Source organism: Streptomyces javensis, assembly GCF_039525925.1.
Lineage (GTDB): Bacteria > Actinomycetota > Actinomycetes > Streptomycetales > Streptomycetaceae > Streptomyces > Streptomyces asiaticus.
Map to the genome: position 1 here is coordinate 104,548 of NZ_BAAAIF010000018.1, position 13,141 is coordinate 117,688.

Consider the following 13,141-nt stretch of genomic DNA (forward strand, 5'->3'; position numbering starts at 1 on the left):
GCCCTCGTCTCTGGATCTGAGCCATGCGGTCGCGTGGAAGGGACACGAGGACCGGTGACCGGGGCGGGCGGTGATGCGCGGAGGGGTCAAGTCCCCGACGATGGCTGCTCGTCGTTGTGCCGCCATCACCCCCATCGGGACGAATGGCACTCCCGACGTGGTCATCACGGTTGAGACCTCCCCCTGGGTACTGGTGTGGCCTCCGCATCTCAGGAGCTGGTCGAGGCACCTGTGCGGTGGGTGTGTACTGGAGTTAACAGTGACGTAGAGTGGGTGCGCAAGCCGGACACGTGATTGATTACAGGTTCGACCATAGATTCGAACGGGTGAGCGCGACGCCGCCACCCGCAGGCGCAGCATGCGCCTGAACTGGAAGGGGGACCAGGTGGGTGGCGGAGAGACCAGGCCCGAGCCGCAGACGCTGCAGGAGAAGATCATCTATCTGCTCGAGGAGACGTTCCCGGACGGGCCTCCGTCGGACCGGGAGTTCTCCCGGATGGTCGAGGCTCGAGGCGGGGCACTGTCGCACAGCTACTTCGGCAGGCTCCGCAAGGGCGAGGTAGACAACACCAAGGTCAGCGACGACATCCTCAAGGCACTCGGACTCGGCTTCGGCGTGGCCTGGCAATTCTTCAAGGACGAATCGGATGTGGCACACGACGCAGTGGCCGCCCTGGCGTTCCTGGCCATGAAGCGGTCCGGTGACATCACGGGAATCGCGGGCCGAGGCGTGGGCGACCAGGGGCTCACGCCCGAGCTCCTGAACTTCGCGATGTCGCTGGTCGATGAGGCCAAGGCGAAACACCAGGCCAGGGCAGCGAAAACCGAGGAGAAATAGCGAACTTTCTGTTCGTTTTCGGTGGCTACAATCTGCCGCCTCCACCGCGCCCCCGCGCGAGAGTCCTGATTTACGAGGTCCGAATGTCTCTGCGTGAGCTGCAAAAGCGTGTCGAAGAGGAGCTGGCCGACCTTCCCATCCCGGCCCCGTTCACCATCGACGCTCTGGTAGCCAACATGGAAGAGGCCCGCGGTCGGACCTTGCTCCTCAAGGAGGTTCCTGAGCAATTGGTCCGTCCCGGCACTGCCTGCGGGCTGCGGATCAGTACCGCCGAGTTCAGCATCATCTTGTACCGGCGCCGGCCGACGGAGTACCAGACCGACCACGTCATCCTCCATGAGCTGTGCCACGAGTGGCTCGACCACGGCACCACGCTCAGCCCACAGGAACTCCAGGTGCTGTTGCCCGTCCTCGACACCACGCTCATCGAGCGCGTCGGGCAGGGCGAGGTCACCATCCAGGCCCGCGCCAACTACGAACAGGAAGAGGAGAAGTTCGCCGAGCTCGGCGCTTCCCTCATTCCCCGCATGGCCCGGGCGGTCTCGAGCGACGACATGCTCGGCCGCCTCGGAGACACGCTCTCGCGGCCCACCGGCGGACACCGCGCCCGCCCGCACCGCTTCAACCCTTTCCGCCGTACGTAACACCGAGGGGACACCCGTGCTGGACATAGCTGGCTACGCCGTAGCCACCTTGATAACGCTCGTCGCGATCTGGCGGGCAATGGGCGGCAAGGATGCCAGCCGCCGCTCTCTGTGGGGCTGTTTCTTAGGCTTCGGCATAGCCTTATGGACCAAGACCAGAGTGGTGCGGATCGGCCTGAACAACAGCGCCATCACCGATATCTCCATCTTGATCAAGCACTACAGCGCCGGCATCGCGATCCTGGCGATCATGTATTACATCGTCGCCGTCTACGGGCAGGACACAGAACGGCCCCAGGCGGTGCGGGTGGCCCGGATCATGCAGAAGGTAGCGACGAAGACCGCCCTGGCCGCATTCGCGCTGATGACGCTCATGTTCTTCACGATCGTCGACCGGTCGACGCCCTCGGACCGCTTCGTCTCCGACCACGCCGGCCAGGCGGGTGCCACTGCCTACATGAGCGTCTTCTACATCTACCTGGGCTCAGCCTCCGCGCTGTGCCTCTACCAGTGGAGCAGTGCGTTCTTCGGGGAGAAGCGCCCGCTGCTCAAGACGGGCCTGGGTCTGATGGCCTTTGCCATGATCCTTGGCGTCATGTACTCGTTCGGCCGGATGTTCTTCATGTGGGGCTGGCTCGTCGAGCACCCGGGCTACGACAGTGCGCACCTGGTCGAGTCCATCACCGAGGCCATGCAGGACGCGCTCTTCGTGTTCTTCGCGATCGGCGTGTCCATCCCCACGACCCAGGAGTCCGTCCGCCGCGCACGGTCCTGGTGGGCGCTGGTGCGCCTGTACCCGATGTGGCGTCAGTTGATGGAAGCCTTCCCCGAGACCCCGATGGAGAAGCCCGGTTCTCTGCGTCACGAGCTGACCCGGAACGATGTCGCCGTCGAAATACGTCTCGACCGCTGGATCAACGACGTCGGCGACGCAGTCGAGAAGCTACGCCACTACGTGCCGGACGAGCTGCTGCCTGCGGCCCGGGAGGCCGCTGCCGCTCAGCGCGGCCGGAACCACGTCGGTCCACTGGCCCAGGCGTACTGGATCAAGGCCGCCCTGGCGGCGAAGCACAGCGGCGCGGCCGCCGGGCCCGTCGCGGCGTTCGAACAGCGGCCGGCCGCCAGCCAGGACGATGAATCGGCCTGGCTGCGCAGCGTCGCCCGGGCGTACAAGAAGGTGGAGTACCACCGTGCTCAGGTTCTTCTGGCCTCGGCCGGGCCCATGGGGGTAACGGCGTGACCAGTACGACCACGACTAGCCCCATCGGGATCCGCATGGCCCGTACGGTCACCGATGTCCTCCAGCCCCGTAACGTACTGCTCGCGGGGATGCTCGCCATCGGCCTGGCGGCCGCCGGCGACTGGACCGGCATTCCCTGGGGCCTGCTCGGCGCCACGCATGCCGGGATCATTCCCGCCGCCTACATCGAGTGGGAGCGGACGCGCGGCACCTGGGGCGACCGGCACGTCGTCGACCGGACCAAGCGCGCCCCCATTTTCGTGGTGATCCTGGCGTCGATCGGTGTGGGCTCGGCAATCATGGTGCTCGGTCACGCACCGACCGGCATTCTCCTGGCAATGATCGCTCTGTGGGCCATGACCGTCATCTTGCTGGCGGTCAACGCCATCTGGAAGATCTCAGTGGACTCGGCGGTCGCCTCAGCCGTCGTCGCCCTGCTCGCCGCGGTCCAGTCGCCCTGGTGGCTGCTCGCCTACCTGTTGACGGTGGCCGTGTGCTGGTCCCGGGTGGCGCTGACCTACCACACCATCGCTCAGACGGTCGCCGGCGCCTCGCTCGGCGCCGCGACGGCGGCGGTGTACCTGCTCGCCTGAGCCGACCGATTCCCGCGCACGCGTGAGCCCCGGACGACCGGTCCGGGGCTCATCTGCGTTCAGGGGTCAGCGGCGCGGCAGGCGCACGTCGAGGCCGTACAGGCGCGTGATCTCGGTGGTGCTCTCACCGTCGTCGGTGACGAGCGTCAGGTGCAGGCCACCACGGCGTAGGCCAGTGATGGCCATGCCCTCGATGTTCCCCAGCAGCGGGTTGGCCTGCCCCTCCACCTTGGACGGGGCGCCCAGCGGCGGGCAGTCTTCGAGGCGGGCGATCAAAGTCTTGGACGCGAAGCGGACCCCCGAGGCGAGATTGGCCAAGCCCGTGATGCCGCTGACGTTGGTGGCCGAGCGGGGGTCGGCGACGTAGAGGTGCGCCGTCCAGCCGACGCTGGAGGCGAAGGACCGCTCGAGGACCAGGAGGCGGCCGTCGCCGATCGCCTCGATCTCCGCGATGCCGTATCCGGTGTCGCCCATGTAGGCAAACTGCCGGCCGAGGCGGAAGTCGCCGCGGTGGCCGCGCCGCCAGGTCTGGATGCGCCGTGTGTCGGTGCCGTCCGTGGTCAGCCAGCCCTCCATGGAGGCGATGAGGGTGTTGCCGTGGTCGTCGAGGGTCAGGCCCTCGAAGGTGCGGTTGCTGACCTTGTGGGTCTGCAGGGCCCCGGGGACCGGGAGCCGTTCGAGAAGCCGACCGCGGCGGTCGTAGCGGCGCACTGAGGGCTCGGTCTCGGAGGTGATGAGCCGGGTGCCGTCGCGCTGGATGGCCAGTCCTTCGGAGTCGAGCTGCTGACCGGTCTCGTCGGCGAAGGAGACCACACTAGCCGGGCGGGCGTGCCGGTCGAGGGTGAAGAGTTTCGAGCGGTCCGACAGCGCGGTCAGGCGGCCGTTGGTGTCCACGGCCAGGGCGGAGAGGTTGCCAACGTACGCGCCGCGGAAGGTGGTTTTGTCCAGCGCGTCGGAGTAGCCCGTCACGCGCGCGGACGGCGAGCAGGCGCGCGGTGCTGGGTGGGCGGAGGCCGGGCTGGCAACGGCCGTCAGGCAGGTGGCCGCCGTCACCGCGGTGGTGACCGCGGCCACGGCAGGGCGTAAGCGTATGCGCATGGGCGAACGGTACCGGGGCTGACAACGACAACGGCCCCGTCCGGTCCCTGGTGGGTCCGGACGGGGCCGATGCGCTCCCATCTCCCGTACTGCACGGTCAGGTTCAGCTGCTCCAGGGCTGACCCGTCCGACCAGGCTCGGCCGATGCCCGCGGCCTCCCGGTGCTCCACACCGTAACACGAAACCCACTACGTAAGGAAGCGTTTAGATGTCATATAAGTGTGGCGCGGCCCCTCTCCCCCTGGGGCCGCGCCACATCGTGCTCGTGCGTCTTCATTCCCAGGGCGCCGGTCCAGTGCCGTCCGCCCATTCGAGCAGCTGGCGCGCCCCGACGAGGCGGAGCCGCTGCTCGGGCTCCAGGTCGCTGTTCCAGTCGACCGCAGAGGTGGTGAAGGAGCTGGTGGTGACAATCGCGGCGATGTCGCAGCGGTGGGTTACCCGGTAGGTGCCGTTGACCTCGTACAGCACCCGGGACCCGACGTTATTGCCCTCCTGGTACCGCTTGCACTGCAGCAGCACCCACCGGCCGTCCGGGGTACGGGCTTTCACGTCTCCGGCCCGGTCGCCTGTGCCGCCCAGGACCTTCACCGAGGTGCAGCCGTCGCGACGGCACAGGCGGGCCACGGCCCGTTCGAAGCCGTCAGGCGACAGGGCGCGCCAGCTGTCGATCCGGGTCGGCATCTGGCCGTGACCGTCTCTGCGCCAGCGTCGGTATCGGCTCCGGCCCCACAGGGTCGCGGTGAGGGTGCCCCCCAGGCCGAGCAGGGTGAGCAGAGTGGCCAGGACCACGGGGTGCTGGGCGAGGTAGTCGGATATGCCGGTGATGGCGAGGGCGATCAGGATGCCGATGATCAGCCACTCCCCGGTGCTTAATCGAACCGCGCCTCGGGCGAAGGTGCTGCGCCGGGTCGGGCGGCGTCCTGCGAGGCGGCGTTTCCTGGAGCGGCGGGAGCGGGACGGGCGCGGGCTGCGGCTGGTGCTGGCCATGGACTCTCCTCGATGACGGGATAGCAGCGGACGGGCAGGGGCTGGTGGTCGGGCGTCCGAGTCAGGCGGTGGAGGGCTCGCCGAACACGGTGGGAATCTCCATGAGGAGCGTCTCGGCCATCATGAGGTGGCCAGCGAGCCGTCCCGGGGCAGTCGTGCTGAGGGATTCGATCTCGGTCACGCAGGCACGCACGGCCTTGAGGGCCACGATCTGTTCGGCAGCACGGACGACGTCGTCCGTGGTGGAGTCGGTGAACGCCTCCGAGATCTTTACGAGCATCTTCTTGGCGGCCGCGAGGTGGTTGCCAAGTTGTATCGGGTCGTCCAGGTCGACGACCCCCATCTCGTCGACGTAGGTGCGCGTGGCCGCGATGGTCACGATCTGTTCGGCGGTGCTGAGGATGTCCATGGGGTTCCTCTCGAGGCTCGTTGGTGCCGGGGCGGGGTCCGGCCCCGAAGGGCCGGCGGGCGTCGGACGGAGCTGACCGGTCGACGGGAGCGCGGTTGTCGCGCGGTGGCAGGACTGTCAGTCCTCGCGCCAGGTCCCTTTCAAGGTGCCTTCGAACGTGCCGGTGCGGTTGCGCTTGCTGCTGCCGCCACCGCCGCCGAATGCGAAACGCAGACCGAGGCCGACTGCGACGCCGATGCCGATGACCTTGAGCACGGTGAGGGCGGCCCTTCCCACCGCGGTAGCGCCCGCGCTGACGCCTGCTGCGATCTCGGGCCCGTAGATGACGCCGAGAGCCGTGGCGCCGACCGTGGCGGTCAAGTACAGGCTGGCCTTGATACGGCGGCGGTTGGCGGTGAGCCAGTCCGGCAGACTCCTACGCTCGCTGGCGTGCGCGGACGCGGGGGGCGGCGGGGTCTGGCGCGCCACAGCGGGCTCGGGGATCGGTGTGGAGATGGAGGGGATCGGGATGGTTTCGCGGATCAGCTCGGTGGAGCCGTCGGGGTTGGTCCGGTGGGTCTCGCGGAGGGAGTAGCCCTTGGGGACGTGGAAAGGGGTCGCCTCGGGGGTGGCCGTTTCGGGGGCGGGGCGGTTGAGTACCTCCTGGATGCGCTCCGGGTGAATGGGGCCAGGCGCGGGGACGCGCTGTGTGGCGTCGTCGGGGAACACCTGGTCAAGGAGGTGGCGGGCGATCTCGCTGGTCTGCGTGGCGTCGTTCATGAGCGGGGGTTCTCCCTGGGGGTTGTGGTGGGCCGGGTCGTGCTGGTGGTGTCTCAGGAGGTTGATTTCAGGGCGGCGTGGAGGATTTCGTCGTGGTCGAACGCCAGCGGCTTTGGCAGGGCGTCCAAGGGCCACCAGCGGGCGGAGCGGGCGTCATCCCCGGCGTCGATCGGGGTACCGGCGGGGACGACGACGAGGTACGCGTCGGTGGTGTACCTGCCGCGCGGGTCGCGGTTGGGCCCGTTGAAGGTGCCGATCTGTCGCAGGTCGGAAAGCTGCGCGTGCACGCCGGTTTCCTCGGCCAGCTCACGCACGGCGGCCTGGAGGCTGGTCTCGCCGGGGTCGACGCACCCCCCGGGCAGGGCCCAGTGCCCCTCGAACGGGTCCCAGCCGCGCTCGATCAGCAGGACATCGCCGTCGGGGGTGACGGCTACGACGTCGGCTGTGTGGATGGTCTCGGTGTCGGTCATGTCAGCTCCTGGTTTGGTCAGTTGAGGCGGCCACAGTGGGGTGTCTGCGGTGGGCGGGTGCGGGATCTCGGTTGGTCTCGCTCGTGTGTCAGTAGTCCTCGGGATCGCGCCAGAGTTCGCCGCCGAAAGTCGCGTCCCGGCGGCGTTTCTCGGTGACGTAGCCGCGGCAGACGGTCGTGTCGTGGCCGGTGACCTGCCAGCCGGAGACGGTCTCGCACCAGGCGCAGGTGGGTTCGGGGTTCCTGTGCCGGTAGACGATGCGGCCGATGGTGGCGGCGACGGCGCCGACCAGGGCGGCGATGAGGAGAGACATGGGGGGGCCTTCCCGGTGAGAGGGGTTACTGGTTCTTCATCTGGGCCAGGAGTGTTTCGAGTTCGTCGACACCGACGAGGACTTCGCGGGCCTTGTCGCCGTCACGGGGGCCCACGATGTGGCGGGCGGTCATCTCGTCCATCAGCCAGACGGCTTTCGCGAAGCCGACCCGCAGCATGCGCTGCAGCATGGAGGTGGACCCGTACTGGCGGGAGATGACCAGCTCGACGGCGTGGCAGAACAGGTCCAGGTCCTCGCCCAGGTCGCTTTCGGTGTCGGCGTCGTCTTCGGCGGTCGGTGGGGTCGGGTGGTCCTCGTCGACCCACACGTAGGCGGTGTTGGAGCCTCCGGGCTGGGTGATGTTGTTGTCCTGGGCGAACCACTTGCTGATGGACTGCCGGGACGGGGGCTTCTCGTCCCGGTACTGTGCGGCGAGCCGGTCGCGGATCTGCTCGATCCGCAGGCCCTCCGCGCCGGCGTCGCGGACCATCTGGAAGACCTCGGCGCGCCGGTGGTGCTGGCGGCCGCTGGTCTCGTCCTTGGCCTTCTCTACCCGCTCCCTGTTCGCGGCGGCCTGTATGGCGATCCGCTCGGCCTCGGCGAGAGCCTTCTCGACGGCGGCCTGGACGTCGGCATCGTCGGGCTGTCCTCCGGGGCTGCCGGGCTGTGCGGGGCTGGCCGGTCCACCTTCGGTGGGCGGCTGAGACGGTCCGCCGTACTTCTTGAGGTAGTCCTGCATGGACGGCAGGTCGCCGAGCTGTCCGGGCAGCGTGTTGTTCGAGGGCGGCTGGAAGCCGCCGGTGCCCGCGGGCGGGGCGGCGGGAGGGGCGGCCTGTGCGGTGGCGGTGCCGCCGCCGTTCGTGGTCGCGGTCTGGCCGGTGCCGGTGCTGGCGGGGCGTGAGACGCCGTAGACGTCCAGCAGCCAGCCGATGCGCTCCAGGTTCGACCAGCGATCCGCGTAGCCCCACTTCTTGGCGATGGCCACGGCCTCGGCGTCGAGGTCGGGGCGGATCTCCCAGCGGGCGACCGACATCTGCTCGATGTCGTCACAGTCCTCGTCATCGTTGATATACGCGATACGGCCCTTGGCCGGGGGCTCCATGCTCGGCATGAGCGGCGTCTTGCAGTAGCAGGCGCCGTTGCCGGGCAGCGAGGCCAGGTTGACCTGGTGGTACCAGTCGGGGAAGACGTACTGGCCTTCTCCGCGGCGCGGGAACTTCAGACCGAAGACGCTGTCGTACTGGGACTCGATCTCGCCGCCGCCAGTGTTGGGGCCGGTGCCGCGCTGCGCGACGTCGAGGTAGTCGACCGCGGCCTTCCGGCCCTTCTTGACGCCCCTCGTCTTGGGCTTGACGGCGGCCGGGGACCACGCCATCAGGTCCGAGCCCTCTTCGGTGATGACGATGATGGCCGGCCGCTCCGGCTTGGGCACGATCTTGCCACCACGCATCGTGCGGGCGCGCTCGTCGCTGATGTCGTGCGCGGCGTTGTAGATCCGCACAGCCTCGTCCTCGGTGATGGCGACCCAGTCGATGATCGGGCGGTCGATGACCTTGCCGTTCTTGTCCTTCCACCCCTCGACCCACGGCCTGACCCAACGCTTGGCCGTGTTGCCGCCGGCCATGTCGACCATCCAGATCACGGCGTCGATGCAGCGCACGATCAGGGAGATCAGCACGTGCAGCATGACCGACTTGCCGGAGCCCTTCTTGCCAGCGATGAACACCGAGTTCTGCCGCAGCAGCAGCTCGATGGGCTCACCGGACTCGAGCAGGCCGAGGGTGAGCGGCTCGTTGATGGTGATCGGGTGATCGTCCGGGCCGAGCTCGACAAGCTCGGCGAGCACGTTGCGGGTGGACACCGCCAAGAATGCCTCGTCAGCCATCTCGCCGGGCCGCAAGGTCAGCGCACCGGGCCGGACGCCGGCCTTCATCTCCAGCTTCTTCAGCAGCGGCTGGAGACCGTCGTAGTCCGTCTCGGTCAGCTTCAAGGTCAGCTCGAACCCGTTGTGGGTCTTGTCCTTGCTCACGACTTTCACGCCCTTGGCGCCAGCCGCTGTGAACAGGTCCTCCCAGTCGGTGAGCGGCTTGACCAGGGCGGCCTCCTCCTTCGCCCACTGCTCGGCGATCTCCTCACCGCGGAGGAACCGGTCGACCCCGTAGAAGGGGGCGAGTGTCACGGTGGCCGCGCTGATGACAGCGGCAGACTTCAGCGTCCACGGAGTGTCGCTGGCGACCCAGTTCAGCCAGGCTGCGGCGGCACTGGTCCAGATGCCGGTGAACGCAGTGTGGTACCAGCGGGCCCGCTTGCTGCGCTTGGGACCACTGGTGCGGATGAAGCGGGCGATCGCCGCGGCGACGACGCCGCCGATCGAGCCGATGCCGAGCATGTCGAGCGGCACGGTGTGGCCCAGGTCTTCGATCGCGCCCAGGCCGACGCCGCCGGCGTAGAAGAAGGCGCTGGTGAACACCGGGGTGGAGACGATGCCGTGCGCCCAGGGGATGACCTCGCGCTCCTCGCGGTCCTTGCGGGGCATGAGCGGAACTCCTTATCAGTGATCAGGGGGCGTGGGTGGAGCAGGGGAGACGGGAGCGCGGGCTGGTCAGGTGTTGCGGGACTGGTCCCACTTCGCGCCCTGGTACGTGGGGTTTTCCAGGTTGGCCAGCTGCTGTTCGTGGAGCATCCGGTAGAGGAAGTGGAGGCCGGCGATGGCTCCGCTCAGGTCCCGGTAGCGCACGCCGGCGTCGCGGTAGGCGGCCGGGACTGCCTCGTGCACCTTGAATTCCGACTCGGTGACGCCGGCGACGGTCTCCATCAGGCCGTGCAGTGCCTCTGACAGCAGCGGCATGTGCTCGATGATCTGTTCGTAGCCGAACATCGATCCGGCGGGGTTGGACTGCAGGAGGATGCCGGCGTCTCGGACGGACGCGGCGGCGAACAGCAGCGGGACGCTGTTCACGTCCGGTGAGGCGGATGCGTACATCGGCACCACCGAGCCCCAGTTCGCCGACACGTCCCACTTCCGGCCCTGCCAGGTCGGGTTCTCGAAGTTGTCGATCTGCTCTCGGTGCAGTTCCCGGTACATCCCGTGGATGGCGTCGATGAAGCCGCCCAACTGCAGGAAGTGCAGGCTGAGGACGCGGTACTGCTCGGGGATGAGCCGGTTGACCTTGAACTCTTCCTCGGTGAGGGTGGCGACCCGGTTCATCAGTTCGAACATCGACAGGTTCACGTAGCCGAGGGTCTCGATGACGGCCTCGTACCCCTTCATGCTGTCGGCGGGTGCGCCGGCGAACGCCTGGCCGGCGGACCGGATCGCCTCCGCTGCAGAGATCAGCGGGTAGGCGTGATGAACGGGGCTGTTGTCCACGGGGGATCCCTTCGCTATGGATGCTGCCGTCGGTGTGGCGACGGGGCTGTGCCCACCCGGGGATGCGGGAGCGGCGCCGCCGCTGCCCGCGGTGGGCGGCGTGGTGGCCTTGGCGGCCGGGCGCGGCCGGGGTGACCCGGCGGCGGTTTTGTAGATCCAGGTAGTCAGCCAGGTCCAGGTCCGGGAGACCTGGATGAGCTTGGCCAGGGGGCTGGTCGCCCAGTGCATGACCCGGGAGAACGGCTTGATCCAGTTCGGGCCGGGTGACCAGGAGCGGACGTTGCCGAGCATGGTGTGCAGGCTCAGCAGGCCGCGGCTGCCGTACCGTATGGCGGTGGCCAGGGCCTTGCCGCCGTAGCGGCGAGTGCCGCGCCATGTGGCGCGGAACGGCGTGGTCACCTTGTGAGCCCGGCGGCGGAACTTCTTCGTCGTGGTCTTCTTGTACAGGCGCCCGACACCGGCGGCGATCTTCAGGTGCGGCTGACGCCAGGTGTAGCGGCGATGCCGCCGCGACCGGGCCTTTCCGACCGTCGACTTCTTCTTCGGCTTCGATCCGTGCTTGCCGCCCTTGGAGCCCTTGCCCTTCGGGCCGGTCGCGCCCAGGCCACCGAGGGCCTTGGGCCTCCGGAACGGCAGGAACTTCGCGCCCTTGCCCGCCTTGGCGCCCTTTCCAGAGGCCGAGGCACCGCCCGTTCCGTTCTTCTTCTGGTTCGGGGCCTTCCTCCCGCCGGGGCCGGTTCCGCTTCCGCTCTGCCCGCCCTTCTTACCGTTGGACAGACCGCCAGGCGTGTTGTTCTTCCCACCGTTGAACAGACCCCCGAGGGACCCGTTCTTCTTGCCGTTGAACAGACCGCCGGACCCGCCGTTCTTCCTTGGGGACTGGCCTTGGGACGCGCCGGCACCGGCCTTCGAGTCCGGCCTCGAGCCGCCGAACAGGCTCCCCTTGTGCGGCTTCGGCCCGGCACCAGACCGAGACGGGCTCAGACGGGCCGGACTGTTCTTCGGCCCGACCGTGCCACCCGACTTCGTGGGGCCCATGCCCGCCGGCTTGCGCGACAGGGCGCCCGGCATCGCACCCTGACGGGCCGACGGGCCGCCACCGCGCCGGGAAGGCCCGGTGCCGCCCGACCAGCTGCCCATCGAGGACCGGCCTCCACCACCGCGTTGGGGCGACCGGCCGCCCCCTCCCCCGCGGGATCCGGGCCCGGCGCCGCCGTTGGCACGACCGGCGCGGGCCTGACGGCTGGCGACACGGGCGGCGCGGCGGCTGGCCTTGATGACCATCGCGGCCGTGGCGGTCGCCGCGGCCGCCACAACGGCGAAGATCGTCACGGGGAGGCCGAAGGTGTGGACCATCCAGCACAGGGAGATCAGGCCGGTGAGCACTCCGCCCGGGATGAGGAGCCCAGCGTGACTGTCGTCCTTACGTGACGCTGTGCGACGGCGCCGGGTGCGCTCGGGAGTGCTGCCGGAGTCCGTGGCCGCCGCCCCTGACGCCTGGGACTGAGTGGCGGCGGGCGGTGGCGCGGTGGCCGTGGTGCCGTTGGGCGCCATGTCGTAGTCGGGGGTGCTCACGGTTGTGGTTCCTCCACTCGGGGCGGATTGTCGATGGTGACTGTGTGTGGGTTTCGTGGCGTCAAGCCGGAGCGTCAACGTCAACGTCGGGGAGGAACGTCAACGTCAATTTCGCTGATCAGACGGGCGTTTTCGGGGTCCGTTCCGGGTGTGGGTCCGTCCTCGTCACGTCCGGGCACTTGACGTTGACGTTGACGCGCCCAGCTTCACGTCACGCTGCGTTGTTGCATGGGGCGTGCGGTCAGTGGATGAGGTCGTCGTAACGACCGCGCTGGACGGGCGTCTTGGGGTCCTCGGCGCTCATGGCGACGTCCTTCCTGCGGGCCGCCAGGTACAGCTGGTGCATGACCCGCCATGCCGAGGTCTTGCCGCGCCCCGGTCGTCCGAGGATCAGGGTGTCGGTCGAGCGACGTTCACTCTGTGTGCCGGTCACGCGGGGGTCGGCAGCCTGGAGCGTGCCGTACGACTGGACGGACTTGGGGTCGTTACGGGGGTCGTACTCGGGGCCGAAGACGATCGGATCGAGCTGCTTCCCCGGAAGCGGCAGCGACATGGGATTCCTACCTGCTTTCTGCTGGTCAGGGCCCTACGGAGGGTCAAAGGCTGGTGTCGTTGTAGGCGTTGAGGACGGTGAGCTGGGACCAGTCGACGCGGATCTCCAGGTCGAGCTGCTGGTCGCGGGCCCATGCCTGGCCGTCACGGTCGCCGGGGAGGCGGCTGGCGATCTCGGATTCCAGGCGCTTGGTGGCGGCGGTGAGGATGTCGCGGGCCTCGCCGACGGTCGTGGCCGTGAGGACGGTGATCCGGTCGTGGTCGGGGCTGTTCATCGTGGAGTGGCGCCTTTC

14 protein-coding genes are annotated in these 13,141 nt (G+C 68.6%); 4 read left to right on the forward strand and 10 right to left on the reverse strand.

The genetic code is table 11. From position 1 onward, the window contains the following. The first annotated feature begins 385 nt into the window (after nt 1-385). The 4 genes from ABD329_RS18795 to ABD329_RS18810 all read left to right on the forward strand — a co-directional run bounded on the left by ABD329_RS18795 (nt 386) and on the right by ABD329_RS18810 (nt 3,315). Entirely contained in the window at nt 386-838 is a 453-nt protein-coding gene (locus ABD329_RS18795) for a hypothetical protein (RefSeq protein WP_344316657.1), read from the forward strand. A gap of 83 nt (nt 839-921) precedes the next feature. Then, nucleotides 922-1,482, forward strand: a complete 561-nt coding sequence (locus ABD329_RS18800) for a toxin (protein WP_198276244.1) — start codon at nt 922-924, stop codon at nt 1,480-1,482. Nucleotides 1,483-1,498: 16 nt separating this feature from the next. Continuing rightward, the gene (locus ABD329_RS18805) at nt 1,499-2,722 is read left to right on the forward strand and encodes an MAB_1171c family putative transporter (protein ID WP_198276245.1); all 1,224 of its coding nucleotides are present in this window, start codon (nt 1,499-1,501) and stop codon (nt 2,720-2,722) included. A gap of 35 nt (nt 2,723-2,757) precedes the next feature. Continuing rightward, nucleotides 2,758-3,315 carry a phosphatase PAP2 family protein gene (locus tag ABD329_RS18810; RefSeq protein ID WP_198276249.1) on the forward strand — a complete coding sequence of 186 codons (558 nt, stop codon included), beginning with the start codon at nt 2,758-2,760 and terminating at the stop codon, nt 3,313-3,315. A 66-nt stretch (nt 3,316-3,381) separates the two neighbouring features. On the opposite strand, the gene ABD329_RS18815 is transcribed toward ABD329_RS18810, so the two are convergent. The 10 genes from ABD329_RS18815 to ABD329_RS18860 form a co-directional block, all read right to left on the reverse strand. Next, the gene (locus tag ABD329_RS18815; RefSeq protein WP_214664674.1) at nt 3,382-4,413 is read right to left on the reverse strand and encodes an esterase-like activity of phytase family protein; all 1,032 of its coding nucleotides are present in this window, start codon (nt 4,411-4,413) and stop codon (nt 3,382-3,384) included. A gap of 273 nt (nt 4,414-4,686) precedes the next feature. Continuing rightward, the gene (locus ABD329_RS18820) at nt 4,687-5,400 is read right to left on the reverse strand and encodes a restriction endonuclease (RefSeq protein WP_198276246.1); all 714 of its coding nucleotides are present in this window, start codon (nt 5,398-5,400) and stop codon (nt 4,687-4,689) included. 61 nt (nt 5,401-5,461) lie between these two features. Continuing rightward, entirely contained in the window at nt 5,462-5,809 is a 348-nt protein-coding gene (locus ABD329_RS18825; protein ID WP_246618314.1) for a hypothetical protein, read from the reverse strand. A gap of 117 nt (nt 5,810-5,926) precedes the next feature. Next, nucleotides 5,927-6,568 (reverse strand): hypothetical protein, encoded by a 642-nt coding sequence (locus ABD329_RS18830; RefSeq protein WP_344316658.1) that lies wholly within the window; start codon nt 6,566-6,568, stop codon nt 5,927-5,929. Nucleotides 6,569-6,621: 53 nt separating this feature from the next. Continuing rightward, complete coding sequence (locus ABD329_RS18835; RefSeq protein ID WP_198275960.1) at nt 6,622-7,038, reverse strand: NUDIX domain-containing protein; 417 nt, start codon at nt 7,036-7,038, stop codon at nt 6,622-6,624. Nucleotides 7,039-7,126: 88 nt separating this feature from the next. After that, on the reverse strand, nt 7,127-7,351 hold the full coding sequence (locus tag ABD329_RS18840) for a hypothetical protein (RefSeq protein WP_198275959.1): 225 nt from the start codon (nt 7,349-7,351) through the stop codon (nt 7,127-7,129). A gap of 25 nt (nt 7,352-7,376) precedes the next feature. Next, nucleotides 7,377-9,887: a DNA translocase FtsK gene (locus ABD329_RS18845; protein WP_198275958.1), complete on the reverse strand. Its 2,511-nt coding sequence runs from the start codon at nt 9,885-9,887 to the stop codon at nt 7,377-7,379. A 66-nt stretch (nt 9,888-9,953) separates the two neighbouring features. Beyond that, nucleotides 9,954-12,296 (reverse strand): hypothetical protein, encoded by a 2,343-nt coding sequence (locus ABD329_RS18850; RefSeq protein WP_198275957.1) that lies wholly within the window; start codon nt 12,294-12,296, stop codon nt 9,954-9,956. 241 nt (nt 12,297-12,537) lie between these two features. Further along, nucleotides 12,538-12,849, reverse strand: a complete 312-nt coding sequence (locus ABD329_RS18855) for a hypothetical protein (RefSeq protein WP_198275956.1) — start codon at nt 12,847-12,849, stop codon at nt 12,538-12,540. 43 nt (nt 12,850-12,892) lie between these two features. Further along, nucleotides 12,893-13,123, reverse strand: a complete 231-nt coding sequence (locus tag ABD329_RS18860; RefSeq protein ID WP_198275955.1) for a hypothetical protein — start codon at nt 13,121-13,123, stop codon at nt 12,893-12,895. Between the last annotated feature and the right edge of the window lie 18 nt (nt 13,124-13,141).

Excerpts from the sequence above, each read along its gene's own strand:
- ABD329_RS18825 (WP_246618314.1), bottom strand. The coding sequence starts at position 5,809 with ATGGACATCCTCAGCACCGCCGAACAGATCGTGACCATCGCGGCCACG.
- ABD329_RS18835 (WP_198275960.1), bottom strand. The coding sequence starts at position 7,038 with ATGACCGACACCGAGACCATCCACACAGCCGACGTCGTAGCCGTCACC.
- ABD329_RS18855 (WP_198275956.1), bottom strand. The coding sequence starts at position 12,849 with ATGTCGCTGCCGCTTCCGGGGAAGCAGCTCGATCCGATCGTCTTCGGC.
- ABD329_RS18845 (WP_198275958.1), bottom strand. The coding sequence starts at position 9,887 with ATGCCCCGCAAGGACCGCGAGGAGCGCGAGGTCATCCCCTGGGCGCAC.
- ABD329_RS18800 (WP_198276244.1), top strand. The coding sequence starts at position 922 with ATGTCTCTGCGTGAGCTGCAAAAGCGTGTCGAAGAGGAGCTGGCCGAC.
- ABD329_RS18810 (WP_198276249.1), top strand. The coding sequence starts at position 2,758 with ATGGCCCGTACGGTCACCGATGTCCTCCAGCCCCGTAACGTACTGCTC.
- ABD329_RS18830 (WP_344316658.1), bottom strand. The coding sequence starts at position 6,568 with ATGAACGACGCCACGCAGACCAGCGAGATCGCCCGCCACCTCCTTGAC.
- ABD329_RS18860 (WP_198275955.1), bottom strand. The coding sequence starts at position 13,123 with ATGAACAGCCCCGACCACGACCGGATCACCGTCCTCACGGCCACGACC.
- ABD329_RS18840 (WP_198275959.1), bottom strand. The coding sequence starts at position 7,351 with ATGTCTCTCCTCATCGCCGCCCTGGTCGGCGCCGTCGCCGCCACCATC.
- ABD329_RS18820 (WP_198276246.1), bottom strand. The coding sequence starts at position 5,400 with ATGGCCAGCACCAGCCGCAGCCCGCGCCCGTCCCGCTCCCGCCGCTCC.
- ABD329_RS18815 (WP_214664674.1), bottom strand. The coding sequence starts at position 4,413 with ATGCGCATACGCTTACGCCCTGCCGTGGCCGCGGTCACCACCGCGGTG.